Here is a 20,189-nt window from a genome sequence, read left to right on the forward strand (position 1 = left end):
GAAAACGGGGCGGCGGCCGCGCTCGCGGCCTCAGTCGGCCCGCCGGAACACGCGGCGAGTGTCGCGGTCGCCGTGCTCGCAGGCGACCTGCTCGAAGCCGAACTGCGTGAACACGGCCGCCCAGTCGCGGTAGTACAGCGGGAAGTCGTACTCCTCGTCGTTGACGCCGCGGTCCTCGGGCGGGACCGACCGGTCGCCCTCGTTTTCGACGGTGACGACGTAGCTCCCCGCGCTCCGGGCGAGCGCCTCGAACACCCACGCGTCGTCGGGGTGGACGTGCTGGAGCGTCTCGACGGAGTAGACGGCGTCGAACTGGCGGGGTTCGAACTCGTCGACGACCGTCTCGATCGCGTCGGCGTGGAACGTCCCGCAGTCGGCGAGGTCGGGGTAGGCGTCGGCCATCACCTCGAAGCAGTCGGGGTTGATGTCGACGCCGTGGAGGTTCTCGAAGCCGTGTTCGCGGAGGTGCGAGAGGTGTCGGCCGGGGCCGCAACCGAGTTCCAGAATCGACGCCGAGAGGTCGAGACGCTCCTCGAACACCCGTCGAATCGACTCGCTCGTCTCGTTCGACCCGTAGTACGCGTAGTACTCCGGCGAGAACTCTCCCGACCGGTCTGCCCACTTCCGACGAACGTCGTTAGCATCCACGGTGTCGGAGACCGTCCGGCCACGCGTAAAACCTCGTCGGCCGCGCTCGGGCGCCCCCGAAAGCAGAACTGTCGATGCTACAGCTAATCCCGGAATCACCGACGAACCGCTAGGCGAGCTCCGAGAGAACCGACGTACTAGAACATTTGTCTACAAATTCCGATGATTCGGAAACGGATTCAATAAAATAACCCCCGTGACAACACGACCCGCACAAGTCTTATCCGTAAAGGGCGTGTGTGTTCAAAAGCAATGGCGAAAGGAAACGTTGATTTCTTCAACGACACTGGCGGCTACGGTTTCATTTCGACGGACGATGCTGACGACGACGTGTTCTTCCACATGGAAGACATCGGCGGCCCGGACCTCGAAGAAGGCACGGATGTGGAGTTCGACATCGAGCAGGCCCCCAAGGGCCCCCGCGCGACGAACCTCACGCGCCTTTAAACTAATTTAGTACGCCGCGTTTCGCGGCAGAACGATAACTCACATTTTGCGTATATTCGACCGGCGAGCGACGCGTTCGCGGCCGGTCGGCAACGCGAACTATCGACTCACCGCTCAGAGCGCGTCGGCCGCGCGGGCCTGCTCGGAGCGTCGCCGCGCCTGTTCGAGTCGCCGGTCGGTCGCCCGCGAGAGCGACCCCGGAAGCTCCCCGCGAGCCTCGGCCAGCCGTTCGGCCACGCGTTCGAGCCGCGAGGCGACGGTGTCGAGACTCTCGTCCGCCCGTCCGCGGTCGCCCGCCTCGGCGCGCTCCGCCGCCCGGCGCGCGGCCTCCGCGACCGATTCGAGCGCCTGCGCCAGCCCGCGAACCGCGTTGGCCTGCCCGCCGCCCGTCGCGGTTTCCGTCGAGTCGTTCGGCGTGCCCGCGGCCGCCGAGTCGTCCGAGTCGTCTGAACCGTCCGAGTCATCATCGACGGCCGCGACTGCCGCGGCCGTCTCCGCGGAGATATCCGCGAGGAACGTCGCGAGCGACGCCTTCCCGGTCCGCGGCTCGTCAATGCGGACGCTCGGAATCGACGCGGGCGCGGGGCCGGTGTCGGTGTCCGAGTCGGAGTCAGAATCCGCGTCGTCGCCCGCGGCGCCCGTGTCCGGGTCGGGGTTCACGCGGAACGCGCCGAGTTCGTCGTCGCTGTCGCGGACCTCGACGGTGTACGCGCCGCCGCGGTGGACGTAGACGGCGTCCGGCCCGGACAGCGGCGCGTCGTACAGTCGGCCGGCGAAGTCGTCTTCGAGCGCGAGCGCCGTCAGGTCGCGGTCGGTTCCGTCGGCGTCGACCTCGACTTTCGTCGCCGACTCCCGCGCGACGAGCGGGACTTCGCCGTCCACCCCGGCCGTGACGAGCGTTTCGTCGCCGCCGTCGCCGTCGTCGGCTGATGATTCGGTCTCCGTCGCGGACGCCGAACCGGACCCCGCGTCCCCGACCCGAACCGTCTCGCTGTGCGGTGCCGACCCTGCGCCGTTGACCGTGAGTCGGTGGTCGCCCGCGGGCACGTCCCGGAGGACGCCGAAACCGCCGAACGTCGGCGCGGCCTCGGGGTCGCTCTCCAAGAGGAGCACGGACTCGACGCCCGACTCGCGGGTCGTCACGCCCTCGCCGTCCGGCGCGTCCGCGTCGGTGACGGCCTCCGTCACCCGAACGAAAAGCGTGTTGAGCGCCGACGGCCCGTCGACGACGTCGTACCGCTCGGCGAGGGCGCTCCGGTGGGTCGGGTCGGAGATGTCGGCCGCGGGGTCGGCGTAGCGCGGCTGACTCCACGGCGCGCTCGTCGTCGTGAGATGGCTCGCAATCGCGTCCTCGACGAAGCCCGGGACCGAGAACTCGAAGCTCAGTTGCGGCCCGGTGAACTCAGTAATGTGCTCGACTCCGCCCGCGGGGGCGAGCGCGTACTCGATATCTGCGTCGGCGTCAGCATCGGCTTCAGCGTCGGCGTCGCGGTCGGCGGCCGTCTCGGGCCCGAACACCAGCCCCGTCGACCGCGCCGGGAGGTCCGTCGGCGGCGACGACAGCGCGTCGAACGACCGCACCGTGAGCGCCTCGCTGACGAGGGACTCACGGGTGACCGACGGGAGCCGCTCGTCTTCGTACACCGGCGCGCCGTCGAGTTCCGGGACGACGTAGGGCAGGCGCGCGCCCTCGTCTCGCGGGAGTCCGTAGGCGATGGGTATCTCCGCGGCGTCCTCGATGCGGTCGAACGCCCGGTTGGTGATGTCCGCGAACGTCCCGCCCGTCGGGAGCCGCTGGAACCGGTCGGCGCGGTCGTTGAGCGACAGCGCGCTGGAGTGCGACCCGAGTTCCGACAGCACCCGGGGCGGGCGGGCGGGGTCCGGGTCGAGGAACTCGTTGTTCGGCACCGACCGCGCGTGCGAACTCGCGACGTACAGCTGGGGGACCGGCTCGTCGCCCGCCGTGTCGACGAAGACGTGCAGGACCTCCCAGTCGTGCCAGTGGAAGTTCGTGGTGAACTGGTCGAACACCGAGTAAAACCAGTACTGCACGGCCGTCAGCGACGAGCCCTCGTAGCCGACCACGTTGTAGAACACCGTCGGCTCCGGCGCTCGCTCGCCGGTCTCCCGCTGAGTCGCGTGGTAGCCGTCCAGCGCGTCGAAGCCGTCGACGACCGTCTCGCCGTCTCGGTCGCTCGCGTACGACCGCGGGTCCGTCGGGAACCACGTCTCGTCGGCGTCGAAGTAGAGCGTCGGCGCGAACCGCGCCGCGAGGTCGCGGGCGACGTCGTCGTCGACGCGCTCGGTCGGGGCGGCGGTGTTGGTGGTTTCGGTCGAGTCGCCGCCGAGGGCCGAACAGCCGGCGAGCGACCCGACGCCGGCGCTCCCGAGCGCGGCGAGGAACGCCCGTCGGTCGAACGCGGGTCGGTCCGTCATCTGTCTATCTGGTGGAGTCGAGGACGGGACAAATCTCTTGTGTCGTCCGGCGACGGAGAATGCGGGGCCGGTTGGCGGGGCCGTCGGTGCGGCGTGGGCGACCGCCGCTCAGAAGTCGCCGGTGACGATGTCGGCGACGCGCTGGCGGTCGAACAGCTGTTCGTCTCCCGGGATTTCGGGGTACGGACCCCCGTCCGAGGTCGGCCACTCGCCGAACGCCTCGGGATGGAACTGCTTGGCGCTCATCTCAAGCTGGAAGAGGTTGAGAATCGGCCCCTGATAGCGCGCGCCCTGCGGGTAGACGCGCCCGTTCTGGACCGCCGAAATCTCCGCGGCGACGGGGTCGGCTTCGAGCGTCGCCCGGAGGTCGTTCATGCTGACGCTCGGTTGCATCCCGCTCAGGAAGAGGACCACGTCGGGGTCGGCCTCCAACAGCGCCTCGAAGTCGACGGTCGACCCGGACTCGATGGAGCCCTCGAACGCGTCGTGCGGTTCGAGCGGCCGGATGTGCGAGGTCATGAAGCCGGGGTTGCCGACCGTGTACGCCCACACCTGCTTCTCGATGTCGGACGCGGTGAGCAACGCGACGCTCGGGCGCTCGTCTTCCGGCGGGAGCCCCGCCTCGATTTCGGCGAGCACGTCGTCGCGGACGGCCGCAAGCGCCTCGTAGCGTTCCTCCTCTCTGAGCACCTGCGCGACCTTCTCGAACTGCTCCCACAGCGTGTAGTACTCGTAGTCGCCGGTCCACTCGTCCGTCGGCGACGAATGACGGGCGCTCAGCGAGTTCCCGAACCACGGCGAGACGTTCTCGGCGACCTCCTCGACGTCGCCCATGTCCCACTGTTCGAGTTGGACGACCGACGCGGGGTCGGCCAGATGCACGTCGCTGTCGAGTTCGTAGAGCTTCTCCTTGCTCGTCTCCCACGAGGGGTACAGGTCAGCCCAGTTCACCTCGACGCCGGGGAGCCGCGCCGTGAACTGCTTCCACGTCGCGTCGTAGTACGCCGGCCCGTTGACCGCGTTCACGTCGTCGCCGCGGCCGAGCGCGAACGCCATCCCCGCGTGGTGGGAAAGCCGCGTGAAGATGCTCTGCGGCGGCTCGTCGAACTCGACGGTGCCGACCGGCGACATCGTCACCGAGTACGACGCGTCCGCGGGCGTCTCGGTCTCCGTGTCGGTGGTCGCCTCGGTCGCGGTCTTCGCCGCCGACTCGGTGTCGGCGTCTGCCGTCGACGCCGAATCACTTCCCCCGGTACAGCCGGCGAGCAGGCCGCCGCCGACGGCCGCGCCGCCGTATTTCACGTAGTCGCGCCGCGTCAGTCCCGTCCGTGGCGTCTCGTCGTGCTCCATAGTTTTTAGGCCCACCTAAAATTGATAATTGCTTCGGTTCTCGGGCGACGGCGGGGTCACGAGCGTGACTGGCCGTCTCGTTCGTCGCCTCAGCGGTGCGTCGGTCCCCATCAAATGAGTTAGCTCTGGCTAACTCATCGAAGCGTTTCGGTGTCTCGACTCCGATTCGAACTTCCCTCGCTGTCGCTCGGGCGTTCGAATCTTCAGTCGCCCAGACAACCGCATTCGGAGTGCGAGCGACAGAACAGTCGCTCGCGGTCGTAGAATAGGGGTAGAAATGGGCCGGCTCAGATTCGAACTGAGGTTACGGCCACCCGAAGGCCGAAGGATACCAAGCTACCCCACCGGCCCGCATTTTGAGGCAAGCCACCGTCGCGTTTAACAGTTGTGATTACGGGCCACCGTCAGACGGCGTGACACACCGCCGACCCCGTCTCAGTACCGCGAATACCCCGCGGTGTCGAGGTAGTTGTGCGCGACCGTGATCGAGTGGTCGGCGTGGAGAATCTCCGGGCCGAGGCGGACCCGCTCGTCGGCGGCGGCCGCCAGCGACTCGGCTTCCTCGTCGGTGAAGTCGTGGTGGTCCGAGAGGACGAAAAGCGGGTTCTCGGGGGGATCGACCTGAACGACGGGGTCGCCGTCCTCGTGGAGTTCGACCACGGTCGCGTTGCGGGCGGCCTCCTCCAGCGTCGTCTCGAAGCCCATCCGGCGGATGGAGACCCCCGGCGACGACTCGGCGGGCATGTGGCCGATGGCTTCCTCGCGCTTTTCGAGCGCCTTGCGAATCAGGGCGGCGGTGGAGCGCTCGTCGGGGTTGAGGCGGCGGAGTTCCGACCCCTCGAAGCGGACGGTGTACTCGTCGCCGAGGACGAGGTGGACGCGAACGTCCTCGCGGATGTCGTGCGAGAGGAAGAACGCGGAGTTGACACAGCGACAGAGCACGTCGAGTCGGCCGGCCCCGCCCGCGATGTCGTCGAGCGAGAAGTCGGACGTCGTCGGCGCGTCGTGGCCGATGACGATGAATTGGCGCATACGTCCGACTCGGCGCGTGAGGGTCTTATCGGTGTTCACTCGCGCGGGGGCACGGGAGGCGAGCGCCGGGGCGACCGGGAGGCGCGAATCACCCCGACCGCGCACGTCATACTCGCGGAACGCTTACCTCGGGTAAGTGAGCCTCCAATCCGGGCGCGACCCGATGGTCCGCCTGTTCGCCGAATACGGACGCGAGAACCTCGCGTGGTTCGTCGTCGGGCTACTGGCGAGCGTCCTCGGACAACTCGTCGCTATCGTGCCGGCGCTCGTCCTCGGGGTCGCCATCGACGCGGTGTTCTTCCGGAACACGGCGTACGCCCTGCCGTTGGTCCCGTCGTCGTGGCTCCCGACGACCGTCGCCGAGCAGTTCTGGCTGAGTTTCTGGCTCGTCATCGGGGCGTTCGTCGGCGGCGTCGCGCTCTCGTGGGTGCAGGGGCTCGGCCTCGCGGTCTACTCGAACCGCGTCCAGCACGCCGTCCGCGTCGATACCTACGACGCGCTCCAGCGCCTCGACATGGCCTTCTTCGACGACAAACAGACCGGGCAGGTGCTGTCGATTCTCGACGGCGACGTGCGAAACCTGCGGACGTTCCTCGACAGCACGCTCTCGGGCGGCCTCCAGTTGGTCGTCGCCGTCGTCGGCATCGCGGGCGTGCTGTTCTACCTGAACGCCCAGCTCGCGGTCGTCACGCTCGTGGCCGTCCCGCTTTTGGCCGTCTTCACCGTCTGGTTCATGCGGACGATTCGGCCGCTGTACCGCGCGCTCCGCGAGAGCGTCGGCGCGCTCAACACCCGCATCGAGAACAACGTCTCGGGGATGGAGGTCATCAAGGCCTCGGCGACCGAGGAGTACGAGACCGACCGCGTCGCCGACGCCTCCATGGACTACTACCGGCGCGCCCTCGCGGTCGTCAGGCTCGACTACCTCTACCAGCCGTCGATGGAACTCCTCGCTGGCGTCGCGTTCGCCGCCACGTTCGCCATCGGCGGCGTCTGGCTCATCTTCGGCCCGCCCGCGCCCTTCACCGGCGACCTGCTCGTCGGCGAGTTCGTCACGTTCCTGTTCATGACCCAGCGGTTCATCGACCCGCTGTCCGGCGCGGGCCGCATCGTCAACTCCTACGAGAACGCCCGCGCCTCGGGCGAGCGCATCTTCGGACTGGCCGACCGCGAGGCCGTCGTCCGCGACGCGCCCGACGCCGAGTCCCTTGACGTCGTCGCCGGTCGAATCGAGTTCGACGGCGTGTCGTTCGCCTACGCGACCGGCCGCGAGGTGCTCCGCGACGTCTCGTTCGCGGCCGAGCCGGGCGAAACCGTCGCGCTCGTCGGCCCCACCGGCGCGGGAAAATCCACCGTCGCGAAGCTCCTCCTCAGGCTCTACGAACCCACGAACGGGGCGGTCCGCGTGGACGGCCGCGACGTGCGCGACGTGCGCATCAGAGACCTCCGCGAGGCCATCGGCTACGTGAGTCAGGACGTGTACCTCTTCGACGGCACGGTCAGGGAGAACCTCCTGTACGGGGCGTTCGACGCGACCGAGTCGGAGATGGTCGCGGCCGCGAGAGCCGCCGAGGCCCACGAGTTCGTCTCGCGGCTCCCCGAGGGCTACGACACCCGCATCGGCGAGCGCGGCGTGAAGCTCTCGGGCGGCCAGCGCCAGCGACTCTCCATCGCCCGCGCGATGCTCCAAGACCCGCGGATTCTCGTCCTCGACGAGGCGACCAGCGCCGTCGACACCGAGACGGAACTGCTCATTCAGCACGCGCTCGACCGCCTCTCGGCGGGTCGGACGACGCTCGTCATCGCCCACCGGCTCTCGACGGTTCGCCGCGCCGACGCCATCGTCGTCCTCGACGAGGGCGAAGTCGTCGAATCGGGCACCCACGACGAACTGGTCGAACTCGGCGGCCTCTACGCGACGCTGTGGGGTATTCAGGCAGGCGACGTGTCCGGCGTCTCGGCGGACATCCTCGCGCGGCTGGTCGAGCGAAGCCGCGCGGCCGACGACGCCGACGCCGACCGCATCGCCGACAGGGTCGCCGACGGCGGCGACGACGCCTGACGGCGGCTCAGCGGTCGCTCGGAGGCGAGTGACAAAAAAGTCGAGTTCGAGACGGGAACGCCGGCGGCCGGCTTCGGTCGCGTCGGGGCGACGCAGTTACGCCGGCGTGGGCGTGGTTCCTCGGGTGGGTGCCGAGCCCGTTGTCGAACCCGGTGCCGGACCGGCCGCGCCGCCTGCTTCGGGCGTGGCGGGTGCGGGCGCGCCGGCTTCCTTGTCGCCGGAGACGAGGAAGTCCGCGAGGTTGCCGACGAGCACCTCGTTGTCGGCCTCGTAGGCCGACTCGGGCGCGAGGAAGTCGGCGTCGCCGATGGCGACGACCGTCTCGCTCTGGGCGGCGACCGTGTACGGACCCGTCTTCCGAATCGACTCGACGCGGGTCTCGCCGCCGGAGACGAGCGCCGGCGAGACGCCGTCTGCCGAGACCGAAAGCGGCGCGGCGTCGCGGAACACGACCTCGTCGACGCCCTCGGTCAGGGCGGTGTCGCCCTCGGGCGTGGCGTAGACGTTCTCGTAGTTGAGGTAGTAGTCGTGCATGTTGTACAGCGACGAGGAGCCGAACGTGACCCCGTAGTCGGAGGTCAGTCCGGCGTCGCCGCCGGTGGCCCCGGACGATACCGAGACGGTGACGAGCCCGAGGATGCTCGTCGTGCCCGCGGACTGCGGGTCGCCGACGAGGGCGACGCGGCCGCCGGCGTCTTCGAACTTCCGGACACCGGCGAGCTGGCCGCTGGTGTACGGCTGTTCGGGGTTGACGACGACGAAGGCGTCGGCCTGACGGAGCGAGGCGTTGAAGTTCCGCTGGGCGTCCTCACGGGTGAGGTACTTCACCTGGTGGCCGTTGGCGACGAGGGCGTCGACGAGCGGTTGCACGTCGGACTCGCTCACGTCGTTGCCGTGGGCCACGTCGATGAGGACGGTCTTCGGTGCCGCGTTCGAGTCCATCGTCACCTCGCCAGACTCGGGGCCGGGCGTGGCGACGAGTTCGTCCGCGTCGAACGCCTGTTTGGCGGCGTTTTGGGTGTCTGTCGAGTCGCTGCCGCCGAGTTGGACGGCGTAGGGTGCCACCGCGGCCCCGACCAAGATGAGGCCGAGCGCGACCGCGAAGACGACCGTCCCGCTGAGTACGTTACGCTGAGACATTAGCGATCACCTCGTCTTCGTACTGCACCTGTCCGTACACCATCAGGAACTGCGGCGCGCGAACGCCGTCGTAGCCGATGGGACTCTCGTCGATGACGACCGTCGAGTTACCGCTCTGGGAGCTGAGAAGGATGATACCGGACCGGGTCGGCGGGTCCTTCTCGACGACCTCGTAGTTTTCGAGGCCGGCCTCGGAGGCGGCGCGGTCGATGGCCGTCTGGAGCGTGCCGATGTCGTCGGCGTAGCCGTTCTGCGTGGCGCGAGCGCCGGTGTAGACCTTCGCGTAGGCGACCTCCTCGCGCGACAGCGAGAGGTCGTCGCCGCGGTGCTCCATGACGCTGCCGACGAAGGCGTGTTTCAGCGTCTCAATCTGGGCTTCGCGCTGGTCGACGGTCATCGACGCCTTGTCCGGGCCGGTGCGAATCTCGTTGGACGTGCCGCCGATGGGGGCCGACCCGCGGACGCCGACGCTCCCGATGACCGACGAAGGCGTCACGTAGATGCTCTCGGAGGGGAGCATCGTGTAGTACGCCCCTGACGCGCCCGTGCCTTGGACGCTCGAAACGACGGGCATCTCTTGGGCGGTCCGATTGACCGCCATGTACATCCGCTCTGAGGCGGCCGCGGAGCCGCCGGGGCTGTCGACCTTCAGGACGACCGCCTTTACCGATTCGTTCTCTCGCGCTTCGTGGAGGTCCTCTTCCAGCTGGTCAGCTGTGTAGGAGGTGATGGTCCCGTCGACCGAGATGACCGCGACCCTGTCTGGGGTGGGCGCGGCCGCGTCGTAGACGACGGGGGCGAGGAATGCTCCAACCAGGACGGCCGCGACGAGGGCGAGGACCGAGACGGTCCGCGCCGACGCCGCGGAGGAGGGTTTTGATACCATACTGCGGACGGGAGTTTTAGAGCCGGTGACAAAATACTTGTCATTAGAAAAGACAGTTCGGTGGATAAGACAGTCGGCGAACGCCGGTTCGACGACCGAAACCCGGACGACGAGACGCGAGAAGACGGAGTCGGCCGACCGGCCTCAGTCGGTCAGCCCGTAGCCGCGCCGGAACAGCACGACGTTGAGGCCGACGACGGCGAGCGTGAGCGCCGTCAGCACGCCGAGAGACAGGTTCGGGTCCACCTCGGTGACGCCGAGGAAGCCGTAGCGGACGCCGTTGACCATGTACACCATCGGGTTGAGGAGCGACGCCTGCTGGAAGGTCTCGGGAATCTCGTTGAGCGAGTAGAAGACGCCGCCGAAGAACACCAGCGGTCGGAGGATGAACTGGTTCATCATCGTCAGGTCGTCGAAGTCGTCGGCCCAGAGGCCGCCGACCACGCCGAGGCCCGCGAAAAGCAGGGTGATGACGAGCATGAACGCGACCAGATAGAGCGGTTGGGCGACGCCGACGGTGGTAAAGACCATCCCGATGAGGGCGACGAGCGCGCCGACGAGCACCCCGCGGGTCGCGCTGGAGAGGACGTACGCGCCGACCATCGAGGAGTACGAAAGCGGCGAGGTGAGCGCCTCCTCGATGTAGCGGTTCCAGCGGCCGTGGAAGATAGAGAACGAGGCGTTCTCGAAGGCGTTGGAGACGGCTCCGAGGACGATGAGGCCGGGGAGGATAAACAGGATGTACGGGACGCCCGCGATTTCGTTGATGCGCTCGCCGAGGATGACGCCGAACACGGAGAAGTACAGCACGTTCGTGATAAACGGCGGGACGAACGTGTTTCGCGGACGGCGGACGAACCGGAGCACCTCGCGGCGAAGCAGGGCGTAAAAGCCGGTCACGTCGAGGCTCGCGAGGCTCATTGCTCGACCTCCGCGGTGGCGCGGCCCTCGCCCTGTCTCGTCATCTCGACGAACACCTCTTCGAGCGACGTGCGGGAGATTTCGAGGTCGACGATTTCGTGGCCCTGCCGGTCGAGCGCCTGCACCACGTCGGGGGCGACGAGGCCGCCCTGTTGCGCCGTCACGACGAGGCGAGCCCCATCGAGTTCGACCGCGTCGACGCGGTCGTCGTCGGCGGCGAAGTCGGGCACCGCCGTCGGCGGGTCGCGGAGTTGGACGACGATGTCGTCGGTGCCGCGGTCCATCAGTTCCTCGGGGCTGGCGACCTCGATGACGGAGCCGGAGTCGAGGATGGCGACCTCGTCGCAGAGGCGTTCGGCCTCCTCGATGTAGTGGGTCGTGAGCAGGATGGTCGTCCCGCTGTCGTTGAGGTCGACGATGGTCTCCCAGAGTTCGTGGCGCAGTTGCACGTCGACCCCGGCGGTCGGCTCGTCGAGGATGAGCAGGTCGGGGTCGGTGATGAGCGCCCGCGCGAGCATGAAGCGGCGTTTCATCCCGCCGGAGAGCCAGTCGAAGCGGGTGTCGCGCTTGTCGTAGATGCCGACGCGCTTGAGCACCTCGTCGGCGCGCTCGCGGGCCTCGTCGTGCGGAATCCCGTGGTAGCCCGCCTTGTGTTCGAGCACTTCGCGGATGGGGAAAAAGCGGTCCACGTTGAACTCCTGCGGCGCGAGGCCGATACGGTCGCGGGCCTCGCGGTAGTCGTCTTCCACGTCGTAACCGAAGACGCTCGCTTTCCCGCCGGTCTTGCGGACGAGGCCGACGAGGATGTTGATGAACGTCGTCTTCCCCGCCCCGTTCGGCCCCAACAGCCCGAAGAACGACCCCTCCGGAACGTCGAGGTCGACGCCGTCGAGGGCGCGGACGTCGCCGTAGGACTTCGTCAGGTCGCGTATCTCAATCGCGGATGCCATTCGTTGGTGCGTCGTCGGGCGTGGACGCGATTAAGCGTAGTGTCCGCGGAACGCCCCGTCACGGCGTGGCACGGCCGGTCGCCGGGCGGGGCCGAAGACGCTCTGAGTCCGCACGGAGAGCCCAGATGTGTTACCACGTGTCAAATTAAGGCCTAATATCCGTCCGTACAGAACTAAGTCATTAACTAATATTATCATTATCAATCATTAACTATTAATAGTTCTCGGCAGTCGAACCGGGTGAGGAGACATCCGATGGTAGTATCCGCAGCACACCACGCGACCGACCGCTCGACGACCGCGATACGAACCGACCGCTACCGACCGCCGACACCACCGACGTAACCGATGACAGACCGCGACAACACGACCCGAACCGACACGACGACCCGCACGCCGACCACCCCTCGCTCGACGACGACTCGTCCCCGCGCCGCGCGGCGCTACCCCAACAACGAGGAGAACATGGACGCGCCGCTCGTCCCATTCATCCGACAACCGGGCGAGGACGACGAGATGACGACCATCCGGCGCGAACTCGCCGCGCTCCGCGCCCAACTGAACCGCATCGAGCGAACGATGCAGTCCACCGACACCCAATGAACCCGACCGAACTCGACAGCGACGTCTTCGCACAGGATGTTGACAACCAGAAGGCCCGCGAACTGCGGGAGATGCTGAACACGCAGGACTTCGTGTTCGCGCCCGGCATGTACCACGCGCTCGACGCCCGCCTCGCCGAGATGACGGGCCACGACGCCGCCTACATGTCCGGCTACTCGACGGTCCTCGGGCAGTTCGGCTTCCCCGACTTGGAGATGGTCACGATGACCGAGATGGTCGAGAACGCAAAGCGAATGGTCGAGGCGACGAACCTCCCGGTCATCGCCGACTGCGACACGGGCTACGGCGGCATCCACAACGTCCGCCGCGCCGTCCGCGAGTACGAGAAGGCCGGCGTCGCCGCCGTCCACATCGAAGACCAGACGACGCCCAAGCGCTGTGGCCACATCGCCGGCAAGCAGATCGTCTCCCGCGAGAAGGCCAAGGCTCGCTTCGAGGCGGCCGTCGACGCCAAGCAGTCGGAGGACACGGTCGTCATCGCCCGCACCGACGCCTACGGCTCCTCGAACGGCGACTGGGACGAACACGTCGAGCGGGGCCGCATCTACGCCGACGCCGGCGTCGACATCGTCTGGCCCGAGATGCCGAACCCCTCACGGGAGGACGCCGTCGCCTACGCCGAGGAGATTCACGAGACCCACCCGGACCTGAAGCTCGCGTTCAACTACTCGTCGTCGTTCGCGTGGTCCGAAGAGGAGGACCCGCTGACGTTCCAGGAGCTGGGCGACCTCGGCTACAAGTACATCTTCATCACGCTGTTCGGCCTCCACTCGGGCGCGCACGCCGTCTACGAGGACTTCAAGAAGCTCGCCGAACGGGACGAGGAAGGCCAGTTCGACCTCGAACAGCGCTACCTCGACCACCCGACCGAGAGCCACCACGAGCTGTCGTTCGTCTCGCGGTACCAGGACATCGAGACGCAGTTCGACCCCGAGGCGCGCCGGCGCATCGAGGAGTCCGAAGGGTTCAGCGAGGAGCAGGCCGACCCCATCACGAGCAACGACGATGACTGAGCGCAGACACGACCGCGAGTTCGTGCGGACGTTCTTCACCTCGCCGACGGCCGTCGAGGGCGAAGACGACTCCGCGAAGATGCTCCGACGGGCGGCCGGCCTCCGCGGGATGCAAGCGCCCGACGTGTGGGTCCCCGACAACGAGGACGCCACCGCGCCGTCGATGCGCGACGAGGGTGCCGAGAACATCGTCGAGGTTATCTCCGAACACGGAGCCGACTTCCCCGGCGAGATTCACCCCCGGATGGTCTGGCACCGCGACAGCCCCGAAACCCGGTATCAGGGCTTCCAGCACATGCTCGACGTCACCGACCCCGAGCGGGGCGCGGTCGAGCACATCGACGGCTTCGTCATCCCCGAGGTCGGCGGCATCGACGACTGGAAAAAGGCCGACGAGTGCTTCACCATCGTCGAGAACGAGCACGGACTCGACGAGGGGAGCCTCGCCATGTCGGTCATCATCGAGAGCGGCGCGGCCGAACTCGCCATGGGCGACCTCCGCGACGAGATGGGCAAGCCGACGAACAACCTCGAACGGCTGTTCCTCCTCGTCGACGGCGAGGTCGACTACACGAAGGACATGCGCGCCATGACGCCGACGGGCGAACTCCCGGCGTGGCCGGAGCTTCGACACAACACCTCTCGCGGGGCCAGCGCCGCCGGTTGTATCGCCGTCGACGGACCCTACGACGACATCCGCGACGTGGAGGGCTACCGCGAGCGCATGACCGAGAATCAGGCGAAGGGGATGCTCGGCATCTGGTCGCTCACCCCCGGGCAGGTCGTCGAGGCCAACACATCGCCGCTCCCGCCGAAGACCGGCAGTTGGCTCCTCGACGCGGGCGGCGAGGAGGTCGAACTCGCGTCCGAGGACGGCGTCGAGGTGTACGACGGCGACCGCCTCTCGCTCGAACCCACCGACGGCGGCTACGAACTCCGCGTCGGCGGCGACGCGCGGGAGCTCACCGCGGACGAACTCCGCGAGGAACTGCTGGGCCTGACCTCGTACGTCCCGAGCATGGACGACATCGTCGACTCCATGGAGGAGTTCGAGGCGGCCAAGGAGGCCGGCCGCGGCGCGATCGCCATGACGCAGTCCGCGACGCTCCGCATCGGCGGCACCGAAATGGACATCGCCAAGGACCGCATGTGGGACGAAGCGACCTATCAGGCCGCGATGACGCCCATCAGCCTGTTCCAAGACGTGTACGAACACCGCCCGGACCAACACGAGGAGTTGGAGGAGCGCTACGGCGCGGGCGTCGTCAAGCGCGCGATGGAGGTGGGCCTCTGAGCGCGGGCACCGACCACAGGGGGTCCGCCGTCGGCCCCGCGTCCGGCTTGGTCAGACGACGGCGTCCGGTTTCGTAGCTCTACGACGCGCTCGCCCGAACCGCGGGGGCGACGCGCCTCGCCCTTTTCGGCAGTCCCGCGCGGTCCGCTTCGACTCGACAGGCCTCCGGCCGACGCTATTCTCAAGGTCCGCCCGCGCGAGTTGACACGCGTGAACGATTCGAGGAACACCCCGGCGACGCCCGCGGCGGCGAGCGACGGCGACAGCGGCGCTGACGACCCGCTGAGACCCGACGCAGTCGTCGACTTCGAGTCGGCGGGCGTCGGCGACGAAGAGACCCTCGCGCGGCTCCGCGCGGTGAGCTTCTACCTCGACGAGGCGTTCGAGGTTCCGGGGACGAACTACCGCGTCGGCCTCGACCCGATACTGGGGCTCGTCCCGGGAATCGGCGACGCGACGGCCTCGGCGCTCTCGGCGTACATCCTCGTCGAGGCCGCGATGCTCGGCGTCCCGCGGGCGACGCTCGCGCGGATGCTCGGCAACGTCGTCCTCGACGCGACCGTCGGGTCGCTCCCGCTCGTCGGCGACGTGTTCGACGCGGCGTGGAAGGCGAACGCCCGGAACGTCCGGCTGTTGGAAGCCCGATACGACGACGCCTCTCCCGCGGCCGCGGCGGCCGACCGGCGCTTCCTCTTGGCCGCGGTCGCCGTCATCACTCTCCTACTCGTCGCGCTCGGCGCGGCCACGGTGCTCGTCGCCCTGTGGGTGTTCGGACAAGTTGGACTATTGTAATTACCCGATAGACGAACTGTGGGAACCAGTCGTGTGAGTCGTTATCCATCCCCAAACTGTAAACTACAAGACATATATACTAGCTTGCAAACCGTGGCGTATGGAACGACGTACCTTCCTGAAGAGCGTCGCCGCGACGGGAGCCCTCCTCACCACCGCCGGTTGTATGGGCGGTGGCTCCGAGTCACAGCCGACCGCGGGTAACGAGACGGGTAACGGTACCGGCGGGGAGACGACGACCGAGGCCGAACCGGCCGAGGTTCCGGACCCCGAACTCACCTTCCGCACGAACAGCGGCGTCCTCCGCGTCGTCCACATGGGCGGCGAGAAGATCACCGCCGACGAGACGAGCGAGGTCTACGTCGCCGTCGACGACGAGCGCGCCACGACGTGGGTCGACGACAGCGAAGAGACCGAAGACTTCCCCGTCTCGGTCGGTAACTTCCAGAAAATCGAGTCCGCGGAGACCGGTTCGACGGTCGAAGTCGTCTGGGTCGGCACCGAGGGTGCCGAGGAAGTCCTCGCGACCCACGAAGTCGCCGCCGAGGGGACCGCGACCACGACGACTGCGAACGAGACGACCACAAACGAAACGACGACGAACGGGACGACTACGACGACGTCCACGAACGAGACCGCGATGAACGAGACGGCGACGACGACGACCGCCACCAACGAGACGGTCACGACGTCCGACGAGACGACCACGTCGTCGGGCAACGAGACCAGCAACTGAGCAACGCGACTGACGCCGGCGCGGACACCGGCGTCGGACGCGGCGGGACTTTTTTCGACTCGAACGGGGTTCGATATTCGCGCGGCCACGCCCGAAGCGACGGGACCGCGACCCCCCGCGGGCCGGGGTGGGACGGACTCAGTCGTCGGTCGGCAGGGCGTCCGAGTCGGTCGCCGGTTCGGGCGCGACGAGGCCGGCGCGGACGCCGAAGCGACGAGCCAGCGGGCCGAGCGCGTCGCGCTTCATGAACGCGAAGCCGAGGAGGATGAGCGCGAAGCCGGAGACGGTGACGGGGCCGATGCGCTCGCCGAGGAACGCCCAGCCTGAAACGGCGGCGACGACCGGCGTGACGTAGTTGACGAGGCTGATTTCGACAGCGCCGATGCGGTCGAGCAGGACGAAGTAGGCGATGAAGCCGACGGCGCTGCACAGCACGGCCAAAAAGAGCAGCGCGGCGACGACGAGCGGTGACCACGCCACGCTCGCGAGGCCGGGTTCGCCGAGGACGGGGCTCGTGACGTGGAGCATGCCCGCGCCGAGGAGCATCATCCACGCCTGCATCGCGACGACGGGCGGATTTCCGGGGAGGCGCTTGACGAGCACCGAGCCGAACGCCCACGCCGCGGCGGCGAGAAACAGCAGGACGACGCCGAGGAGTTGGCCGCCGACCGACCCCGAGGCGAGGGCGATGACCACCGTTCCGGCCAGCCCCAGCAGGACGCCGAGGAAGCCGAACGCGTCGAGGCGCTCCTCGGGCAGCATCGGCCACGCGAAAAACGGCGTGAGGACGGGCGCGAGGCTGATGACGATGGCCGAGACGCCGCTCGTCACGTACCGCTGGCCGGAGAACAGAAGCGAGAAGTGCGCGCCGATGAGGAGCGCGCCGCCGACGAAGACGACGAGCCACTCGTCGCGGCCGCGGGGTCGCCAGTCCTCCGCCGCGAGCAGGCCGTAGACGAACAGCACGACGCCGGCCACGTCGTACCGGAGGGCGGCGAACAGCACGGGCGGGAGGGCGTCGAGACCGACCTCGATGGCCATGAAGGAGGTCCCCCAGAGGACCGCGATGGTCGAAAACAGTGCGAGCGTCCGATTCGTTTGCGTATTGAGAGACACGAGATATCGACCGGAGAGCCGGGTGTTGAAGCGGCTACCACGCCGCCGTACATCAAATTTCTCGGAGCCGAGATAGCACTCCACTCGGGACGTGTTGACAAACAGCGCTGTTCTGAGGTCTGTCGCCAAGCCGTGCCGCGACGACCCGACGAACAAAGTAAGCTAGTTACGCGCGCCCCGATAGAGACCGACCATGAGCATCCTTGAGGACGCGCGAGCGCTCGCCGAGAGCGGGCCGGTCTGCGACGCCTGTCTGGGCCGGGCCTTCGCCGAGCGCAGTTTCGGGCTGACGAACGCCGAGCGAGGCAAGTCGCTCCGGGTCGCCGCCGCCCTCGACGACGACGAGCCGTACGAGGCCGTCGAGACCGAGGACTGCTGGGTCTGCGAGGGGGCCTGCGCCGAGTTCGACGACTGGGCGGAACGCTGTGCAGAGGCCATCGAGGACGTTGAGGTCGAGACGTATCAGGTCGGCACCCGCGCGCCGCCGCTCGTCGAGGAGAACGAACTGCTCCTCCGCGAGGGCGCGGGCCTGCCCGAGGACGCCGGCGAACTGTTCAAATCCGAGTTCAACCGCGAGGTCGGAAAGCGGGTGGGCCGGCTCACCGGCACCGAGGTGGACTTCACCCGCCCGGACGTGCAGTTCCTCCTCGACATCGAGGCCGACACCGTCGAGGCGCAGCTCAACTCCGCGTTCGTCTACGGGCGCTACCGGAAGCTCGCCCGCGATATCCCGCAGACCGAGTGGCCATGCCGCGAGTGCGACGGCTCGGGCTACAAGGGCAAAGAGCCGTGCGACTACTGCGGCGGCTCCGGCTACCTCTACGAGGACAGCGTCGAGGGCTTCGTCGCCCCCGTCGTGACGGACGTGATGGACGGCGTCGACGCGAAGTTCCACGGCGCGGGCCGCGAGGACGTGGACGCGCTCATGCTCGGCACCGGCCGGCCGTTCGTGGTCGAAATCATGGAGCCGCGTCGCCGCAGTATCGACGTGGAACAGCTCGAAGGCGACATCAACGCGATGGCCGACGGCGAAATCGAAGTCGAGGGGCTTCGGCTCGCCACCTACGACATGGTCGAGCGCGTGAAGAAACTCGACGCGAGCAAGGAGTACCGCGCCGCCGTCGAGTTCGACGACGACGTGACCGACGAGGACCTGCAGGCCGCGCTTGACGAACTCACCGGCGCGACCATCGAGCAGTACACCCCGCACCGCGTCGACCACCGCCGCGCGAGCATCACCCGCACCCGCCACGTCTACGACGCCACCGGCGACCTCGAAGACGCGCGCCACGCGACCGTCGAAATCCACGGCGAGGGCGGCCTCTACATCAAGGAACTGGTCTCCGGCGACGAGGGCCGAACCAACCCGAGCCTCGCCGGCATCCTCGACACGGGCGCGGTCGTCACCGCGCTCGACGTCATCGCGGTCGAAGGCGAGGACGAACCGTTCGAGGACGACGAGTTCTTCAAGGACTGAAACGAGACCCCGGGACCTCCCACGGGCGTCGTCGCGGACCGCAACCTCTAATTCTCCACCCCAAGACCCGACCAGATATGCACATCGGCGTCGACGAGGCCGGAAAGGGACCCGTGTTGGGTCCGATGGTCGCCACGGCGGTCCGGGCGGACCCCGACGCCCTCCCGGACGGAATCGCCGACTCGAAGCGACTCGCTCCCGAGCGGCGCGAGGAACTCGCCGCGACACTCCGGGAGCGCGACGACATCGACGTCGGCGTCGCGTTCGTCGAACCGGAGACCATCGACGACCCCGAGACGGACATGAACCTGCTGACCGTCCGGGCGCAGGTCGAGGCGGCCGCCGACGTCGCCGTCGAAGCCGACGAGCTCGTCTGCGACGCGGGCGACGTGAACGAGTCCAGATTCGGCCGCCGCGTCCGCGAGGGGCTGGCCGAGTCGGGCGTCGAAGTCGAGGTCCACGCCCAGCACCGCGCGGACGACGAACACGCCATCGTCGGCGCGGCGAGCGTCGTGGCGAAGGTCGAACGCGACCGGCGGGTCGAGGCCATCGCCGACGAGTACGGCGAGGTGGGAAGCGGCTACCCGAGCGACGGAACCACCCGCGAGTTCCTGCGGGAGTACGTCCGCGAACACGGAATCCTGCCGGACTGCGCGCGGAAGTCGTGGTCCACCTGCGCCGACCTCATGGCCGCCCACGAACAGTCGTCGCTGGGGGACTTCTGAGGCGTCGCGGGACCGGCGGTCGAAAAAGTGGAGGGTCGGGGTGGTTCGAAAACGGGTCGCTGAGCGGGGCTACCGCATCTCGGCGAGCGCGACGTACCCGCCTTCCTGCGCGGAGAGCCACGTCGTCAGCAACTCGTCTTCGGAGAGTCCTGCGGGGAAGATGGTGCACTCGTCAGGTGCGTCGTCGTACGGGGCGACGATGGCGACGAACTCCTCGTCGTCCCCGGCGGACCGCCGCGAGGCGTCCGGCCGGGTCGTCGCGTCCGTCTCGTCGTGTCGAACTGTCGTGTCGTCCATGAGTGGAGTGCGTGCACCGTGATTACCGACGGGCGGCGGTTGCTTGGTTGCCGCTTCAAGCAGTGTTTTATAGGCAGTCTATATGATTCTATCGGCGACTACTCCCCGGCGGGGACGATCGAAACCGCCGCCGTCTCTCGATTCTGAAATTGGGAACAGTCGGTCGGGTACGGGGGTATCAACTGCGAGAATCGCCGAGGCTACCCGAGCGTGCGGAATCGGCGGTTCGCAGTGCCCGAGGTC

At 67.9% G+C, this 20,189-nt stretch carries 19 protein-coding genes and 1 tRNA gene; 9 read left to right on the forward strand and 11 right to left on the reverse strand.

Going from position 1 to position 20,189, the window contains the following annotated elements; translation table 11 throughout:
- Positions 1 to 30: 30 nt before the first annotated feature.
- On the reverse strand, positions 31 to 648 hold the full coding sequence (locus NDI65_RS16655) for a class I SAM-dependent methyltransferase (RefSeq protein ID WP_089776832.1): 618 nt from the start codon (positions 646 to 648) through the stop codon (positions 31 to 33).
- A gap of 252 nt (positions 649 to 900) precedes the next feature.
- On the opposite strand from NDI65_RS16655, the gene NDI65_RS16660 reads away from it, so the two are divergent.
- On the forward strand, positions 901 to 1,095 hold the full coding sequence (locus tag NDI65_RS16660) for a cold-shock protein (RefSeq protein WP_004041873.1): 195 nt from the start codon (positions 901 to 903) through the stop codon (positions 1,093 to 1,095).
- Between the two features lie 114 nt (positions 1,096 to 1,209).
- Here NDI65_RS16660 and NDI65_RS16665 read toward each other — a convergent pair whose 3' ends face one another.
- The 4 genes from NDI65_RS16665 to trmY form a co-directional block, all read right to left on the reverse strand.
- A complete protein-coding gene (locus tag NDI65_RS16665; protein WP_310893856.1) occupies positions 1,210 to 3,531 on the reverse strand; it encodes a hypothetical protein in 2,322 nt (773 codons plus the stop codon).
- A gap of 108 nt (positions 3,532 to 3,639) precedes the next feature.
- A complete protein-coding gene (locus NDI65_RS16670) occupies positions 3,640 to 4,881 on the reverse strand; it encodes an ABC transporter substrate-binding protein (protein WP_089776833.1) in 1,242 nt (413 codons plus the stop codon).
- Between the two features lie 278 nt (positions 4,882 to 5,159).
- A tRNA-Pro gene (locus tag NDI65_RS16675) sits at positions 5,160 to 5,232 on the reverse strand.
- 84 nt (positions 5,233 to 5,316) lie between these two features.
- Positions 5,317 to 5,913: a tRNA (pseudouridine(54)-N(1))-methyltransferase TrmY gene (gene trmY / locus NDI65_RS16680; RefSeq protein ID WP_089776834.1), complete on the reverse strand. Its 597-nt coding sequence runs from the start codon at positions 5,911 to 5,913 to the stop codon at positions 5,317 to 5,319.
- 163 nt (positions 5,914 to 6,076) lie between these two features.
- On the opposite strand from trmY, the gene NDI65_RS16685 reads away from it, so the two are divergent.
- Positions 6,077 to 7,975 (forward strand): ABC transporter ATP-binding protein, encoded by a 1,899-nt coding sequence (locus NDI65_RS16685; RefSeq protein WP_310893884.1) that lies wholly within the window; start codon positions 6,077 to 6,079, stop codon positions 7,973 to 7,975.
- Positions 7,976 to 8,071: 96 nt separating this feature from the next.
- On the opposite strand, the gene NDI65_RS16690 is transcribed toward NDI65_RS16685, so the two are convergent.
- The 4 genes from NDI65_RS16690 to NDI65_RS16705 all read right to left on the reverse strand — a co-directional run bounded on the left by NDI65_RS16690 (position 8,072) and on the right by NDI65_RS16705 (position 11,872).
- Positions 8,072 to 9,115, reverse strand: coding sequence for a hypothetical protein (locus tag NDI65_RS16690; protein WP_310893857.1), 1,044 nt, complete (start codon positions 9,113 to 9,115; stop codon positions 8,072 to 8,074).
- On the reverse strand, positions 9,102 to 10,001 hold the full coding sequence (locus tag NDI65_RS16695) for a S49 family peptidase (RefSeq protein WP_310893858.1): 900 nt from the start codon (positions 9,999 to 10,001) through the stop codon (positions 9,102 to 9,104). Before NDI65_RS16695 ends, NDI65_RS16690 begins: the two co-directional genes overlap by 14 nt.
- 144 nt (positions 10,002 to 10,145) lie before the next feature.
- A complete protein-coding gene (locus NDI65_RS16700; protein ID WP_310893859.1) occupies positions 10,146 to 10,922 on the reverse strand; it encodes an ABC transporter permease in 777 nt (258 codons plus the stop codon).
- A complete protein-coding gene (locus NDI65_RS16705) occupies positions 10,919 to 11,872 on the reverse strand; it encodes an ABC transporter ATP-binding protein (RefSeq protein ID WP_089776839.1) in 954 nt (317 codons plus the stop codon). The genes NDI65_RS16700 and NDI65_RS16705 overlap by 4 nt, the downstream gene beginning before the upstream one ends.
- A 348-nt stretch (positions 11,873 to 12,220) precedes the next feature.
- Between NDI65_RS16705 and NDI65_RS16710 the strand changes: the two genes are divergently transcribed.
- From NDI65_RS16710 to NDI65_RS16730, 5 genes are all read left to right on the forward strand, one after another.
- Positions 12,221 to 12,475, forward strand: coding sequence for a hypothetical protein (locus tag NDI65_RS16710; protein WP_007276079.1), 255 nt, complete (start codon positions 12,221 to 12,223; stop codon positions 12,473 to 12,475).
- Positions 12,472 to 13,509: an isocitrate lyase gene (gene aceA / locus NDI65_RS16715; RefSeq protein ID WP_008577906.1), complete on the forward strand. Its 1,038-nt coding sequence runs from the start codon at positions 12,472 to 12,474 to the stop codon at positions 13,507 to 13,509. Before NDI65_RS16710 ends, aceA begins: the two co-directional genes overlap by 4 nt.
- Positions 13,502 to 14,803: a malate synthase AceB gene (aceB, locus tag NDI65_RS16720; RefSeq protein ID WP_089776840.1), complete on the forward strand. Its 1,302-nt coding sequence runs from the start codon at positions 13,502 to 13,504 to the stop codon at positions 14,801 to 14,803. Before aceA ends, aceB begins: the two co-directional genes overlap by 8 nt.
- 210 nt (positions 14,804 to 15,013) lie before the next feature.
- Positions 15,014 to 15,595 carry a DUF4112 domain-containing protein gene (locus tag NDI65_RS16725; protein WP_089776841.1) on the forward strand — a complete coding sequence of 194 codons (582 nt, stop codon included), beginning with the start codon at positions 15,014 to 15,016 and terminating at the stop codon, positions 15,593 to 15,595.
- Between the two features lie 100 nt (positions 15,596 to 15,695).
- Positions 15,696 to 16,331 (forward strand): twin-arginine translocation signal domain-containing protein, encoded by a 636-nt coding sequence (locus NDI65_RS16730; RefSeq protein WP_089776842.1) that lies wholly within the window; start codon positions 15,696 to 15,698, stop codon positions 16,329 to 16,331.
- A gap of 138 nt (positions 16,332 to 16,469) precedes the next feature.
- Here the strand turns inward: NDI65_RS16730 and NDI65_RS16735 are convergent, their stop codons facing one another.
- Entirely contained in the window at positions 16,470 to 17,447 is a 978-nt protein-coding gene (locus tag NDI65_RS16735) for an EamA family transporter (RefSeq protein ID WP_089776843.1), read from the reverse strand.
- A gap of 193 nt (positions 17,448 to 17,640) precedes the next feature.
- Between NDI65_RS16735 and NDI65_RS16740 the strand changes: the two genes are divergently transcribed.
- Together NDI65_RS16740 and rnhB are read left to right on the forward strand one after the other, a co-directional pair.
- On the forward strand, positions 17,641 to 18,924 hold the full coding sequence (locus tag NDI65_RS16740) for a tRNA pseudouridine(54/55) synthase Pus10 (RefSeq protein ID WP_089776844.1): 1,284 nt from the start codon (positions 17,641 to 17,643) through the stop codon (positions 18,922 to 18,924).
- A 77-nt stretch (positions 18,925 to 19,001) separates the two neighbouring features.
- Complete coding sequence (rnhB, locus tag NDI65_RS16745) at positions 19,002 to 19,649, forward strand: ribonuclease HII (protein WP_089776845.1); 648 nt, start codon at positions 19,002 to 19,004, stop codon at positions 19,647 to 19,649.
- A 69-nt stretch (positions 19,650 to 19,718) separates the two neighbouring features.
- Here the strand turns inward: rnhB and NDI65_RS16750 are convergent, their stop codons facing one another.
- Entirely contained in the window at positions 19,719 to 19,946 is a 228-nt protein-coding gene (locus NDI65_RS16750) for a hypothetical protein (RefSeq protein WP_042663510.1), read from the reverse strand.
- Positions 19,947 to 20,189: the final 243 nt, after the last annotated feature.

Origin of the sequence: Haloferax sp. S2CR25, assembly GCF_031624535.1 — an archaeon.
Classification (GTDB): domain Archaea; phylum Halobacteriota; class Halobacteria; order Halobacteriales; family Haloferacaceae; genus Haloferax; species Haloferax massiliensis.

Excerpts from the sequence above, each read along its gene's own strand:
- NDI65_RS16695 (WP_310893858.1), bottom strand. The coding sequence starts at position 10,001 with ATGGTATCAAAACCCTCCTCCGCGGCGTCGGCGCGGACCGTCTCGGTC.
- NDI65_RS16665 (WP_310893856.1), bottom strand. The coding sequence starts at position 3,531 with ATGACGGACCGACCCGCGTTCGACCGACGGGCGTTCCTCGCCGCGCTC.
- NDI65_RS16740 (WP_089776844.1), top strand. The coding sequence starts at position 17,641 with ATGAGCATCCTTGAGGACGCGCGAGCGCTCGCCGAGAGCGGGCCGGTC.
- NDI65_RS16705 (WP_089776839.1), bottom strand. The coding sequence starts at position 11,872 with ATGGCATCCGCGATTGAGATACGCGACCTGACGAAGTCCTACGGCGAC.
- NDI65_RS16685 (WP_310893884.1), top strand. The coding sequence starts at position 6,077 with ATGGTCCGCCTGTTCGCCGAATACGGACGCGAGAACCTCGCGTGGTTC.
- NDI65_RS16660 (WP_004041873.1), top strand. The coding sequence starts at position 901 with ATGGCGAAAGGAAACGTTGATTTCTTCAACGACACTGGCGGCTACGGT.
- NDI65_RS16750 (WP_042663510.1), bottom strand. The coding sequence starts at position 19,946 with ATGGACGACACGACAGTTCGACACGACGAGACGGACGCGACGACCCGG.
- NDI65_RS16710 (WP_007276079.1), top strand. The coding sequence starts at position 12,221 with ATGACAGACCGCGACAACACGACCCGAACCGACACGACGACCCGCACG.
- NDI65_RS16700 (WP_310893859.1), bottom strand. The coding sequence starts at position 10,922 with ATGAGCCTCGCGAGCCTCGACGTGACCGGCTTTTACGCCCTGCTTCGC.
- trmY (WP_089776834.1), bottom strand. The coding sequence starts at position 5,913 with ATGCGCCAATTCATCGTCATCGGCCACGACGCGCCGACGACGTCCGAC.
- NDI65_RS16690 (WP_310893857.1), bottom strand. The coding sequence starts at position 9,115 with ATGTCTCAGCGTAACGTACTCAGCGGGACGGTCGTCTTCGCGGTCGCG.
- NDI65_RS16730 (WP_089776842.1), top strand. The coding sequence starts at position 15,696 with ATGGAACGACGTACCTTCCTGAAGAGCGTCGCCGCGACGGGAGCCCTC.
- rnhB (WP_089776845.1), top strand. The coding sequence starts at position 19,002 with ATGCACATCGGCGTCGACGAGGCCGGAAAGGGACCCGTGTTGGGTCCG.
- aceA (WP_008577906.1), top strand. The coding sequence starts at position 12,472 with ATGAACCCGACCGAACTCGACAGCGACGTCTTCGCACAGGATGTTGAC.
- NDI65_RS16670 (WP_089776833.1), bottom strand. The coding sequence starts at position 4,881 with ATGGAGCACGACGAGACGCCACGGACGGGACTGACGCGGCGCGACTAC.
- aceB (WP_089776840.1), top strand. The coding sequence starts at position 13,502 with ATGACTGAGCGCAGACACGACCGCGAGTTCGTGCGGACGTTCTTCACC.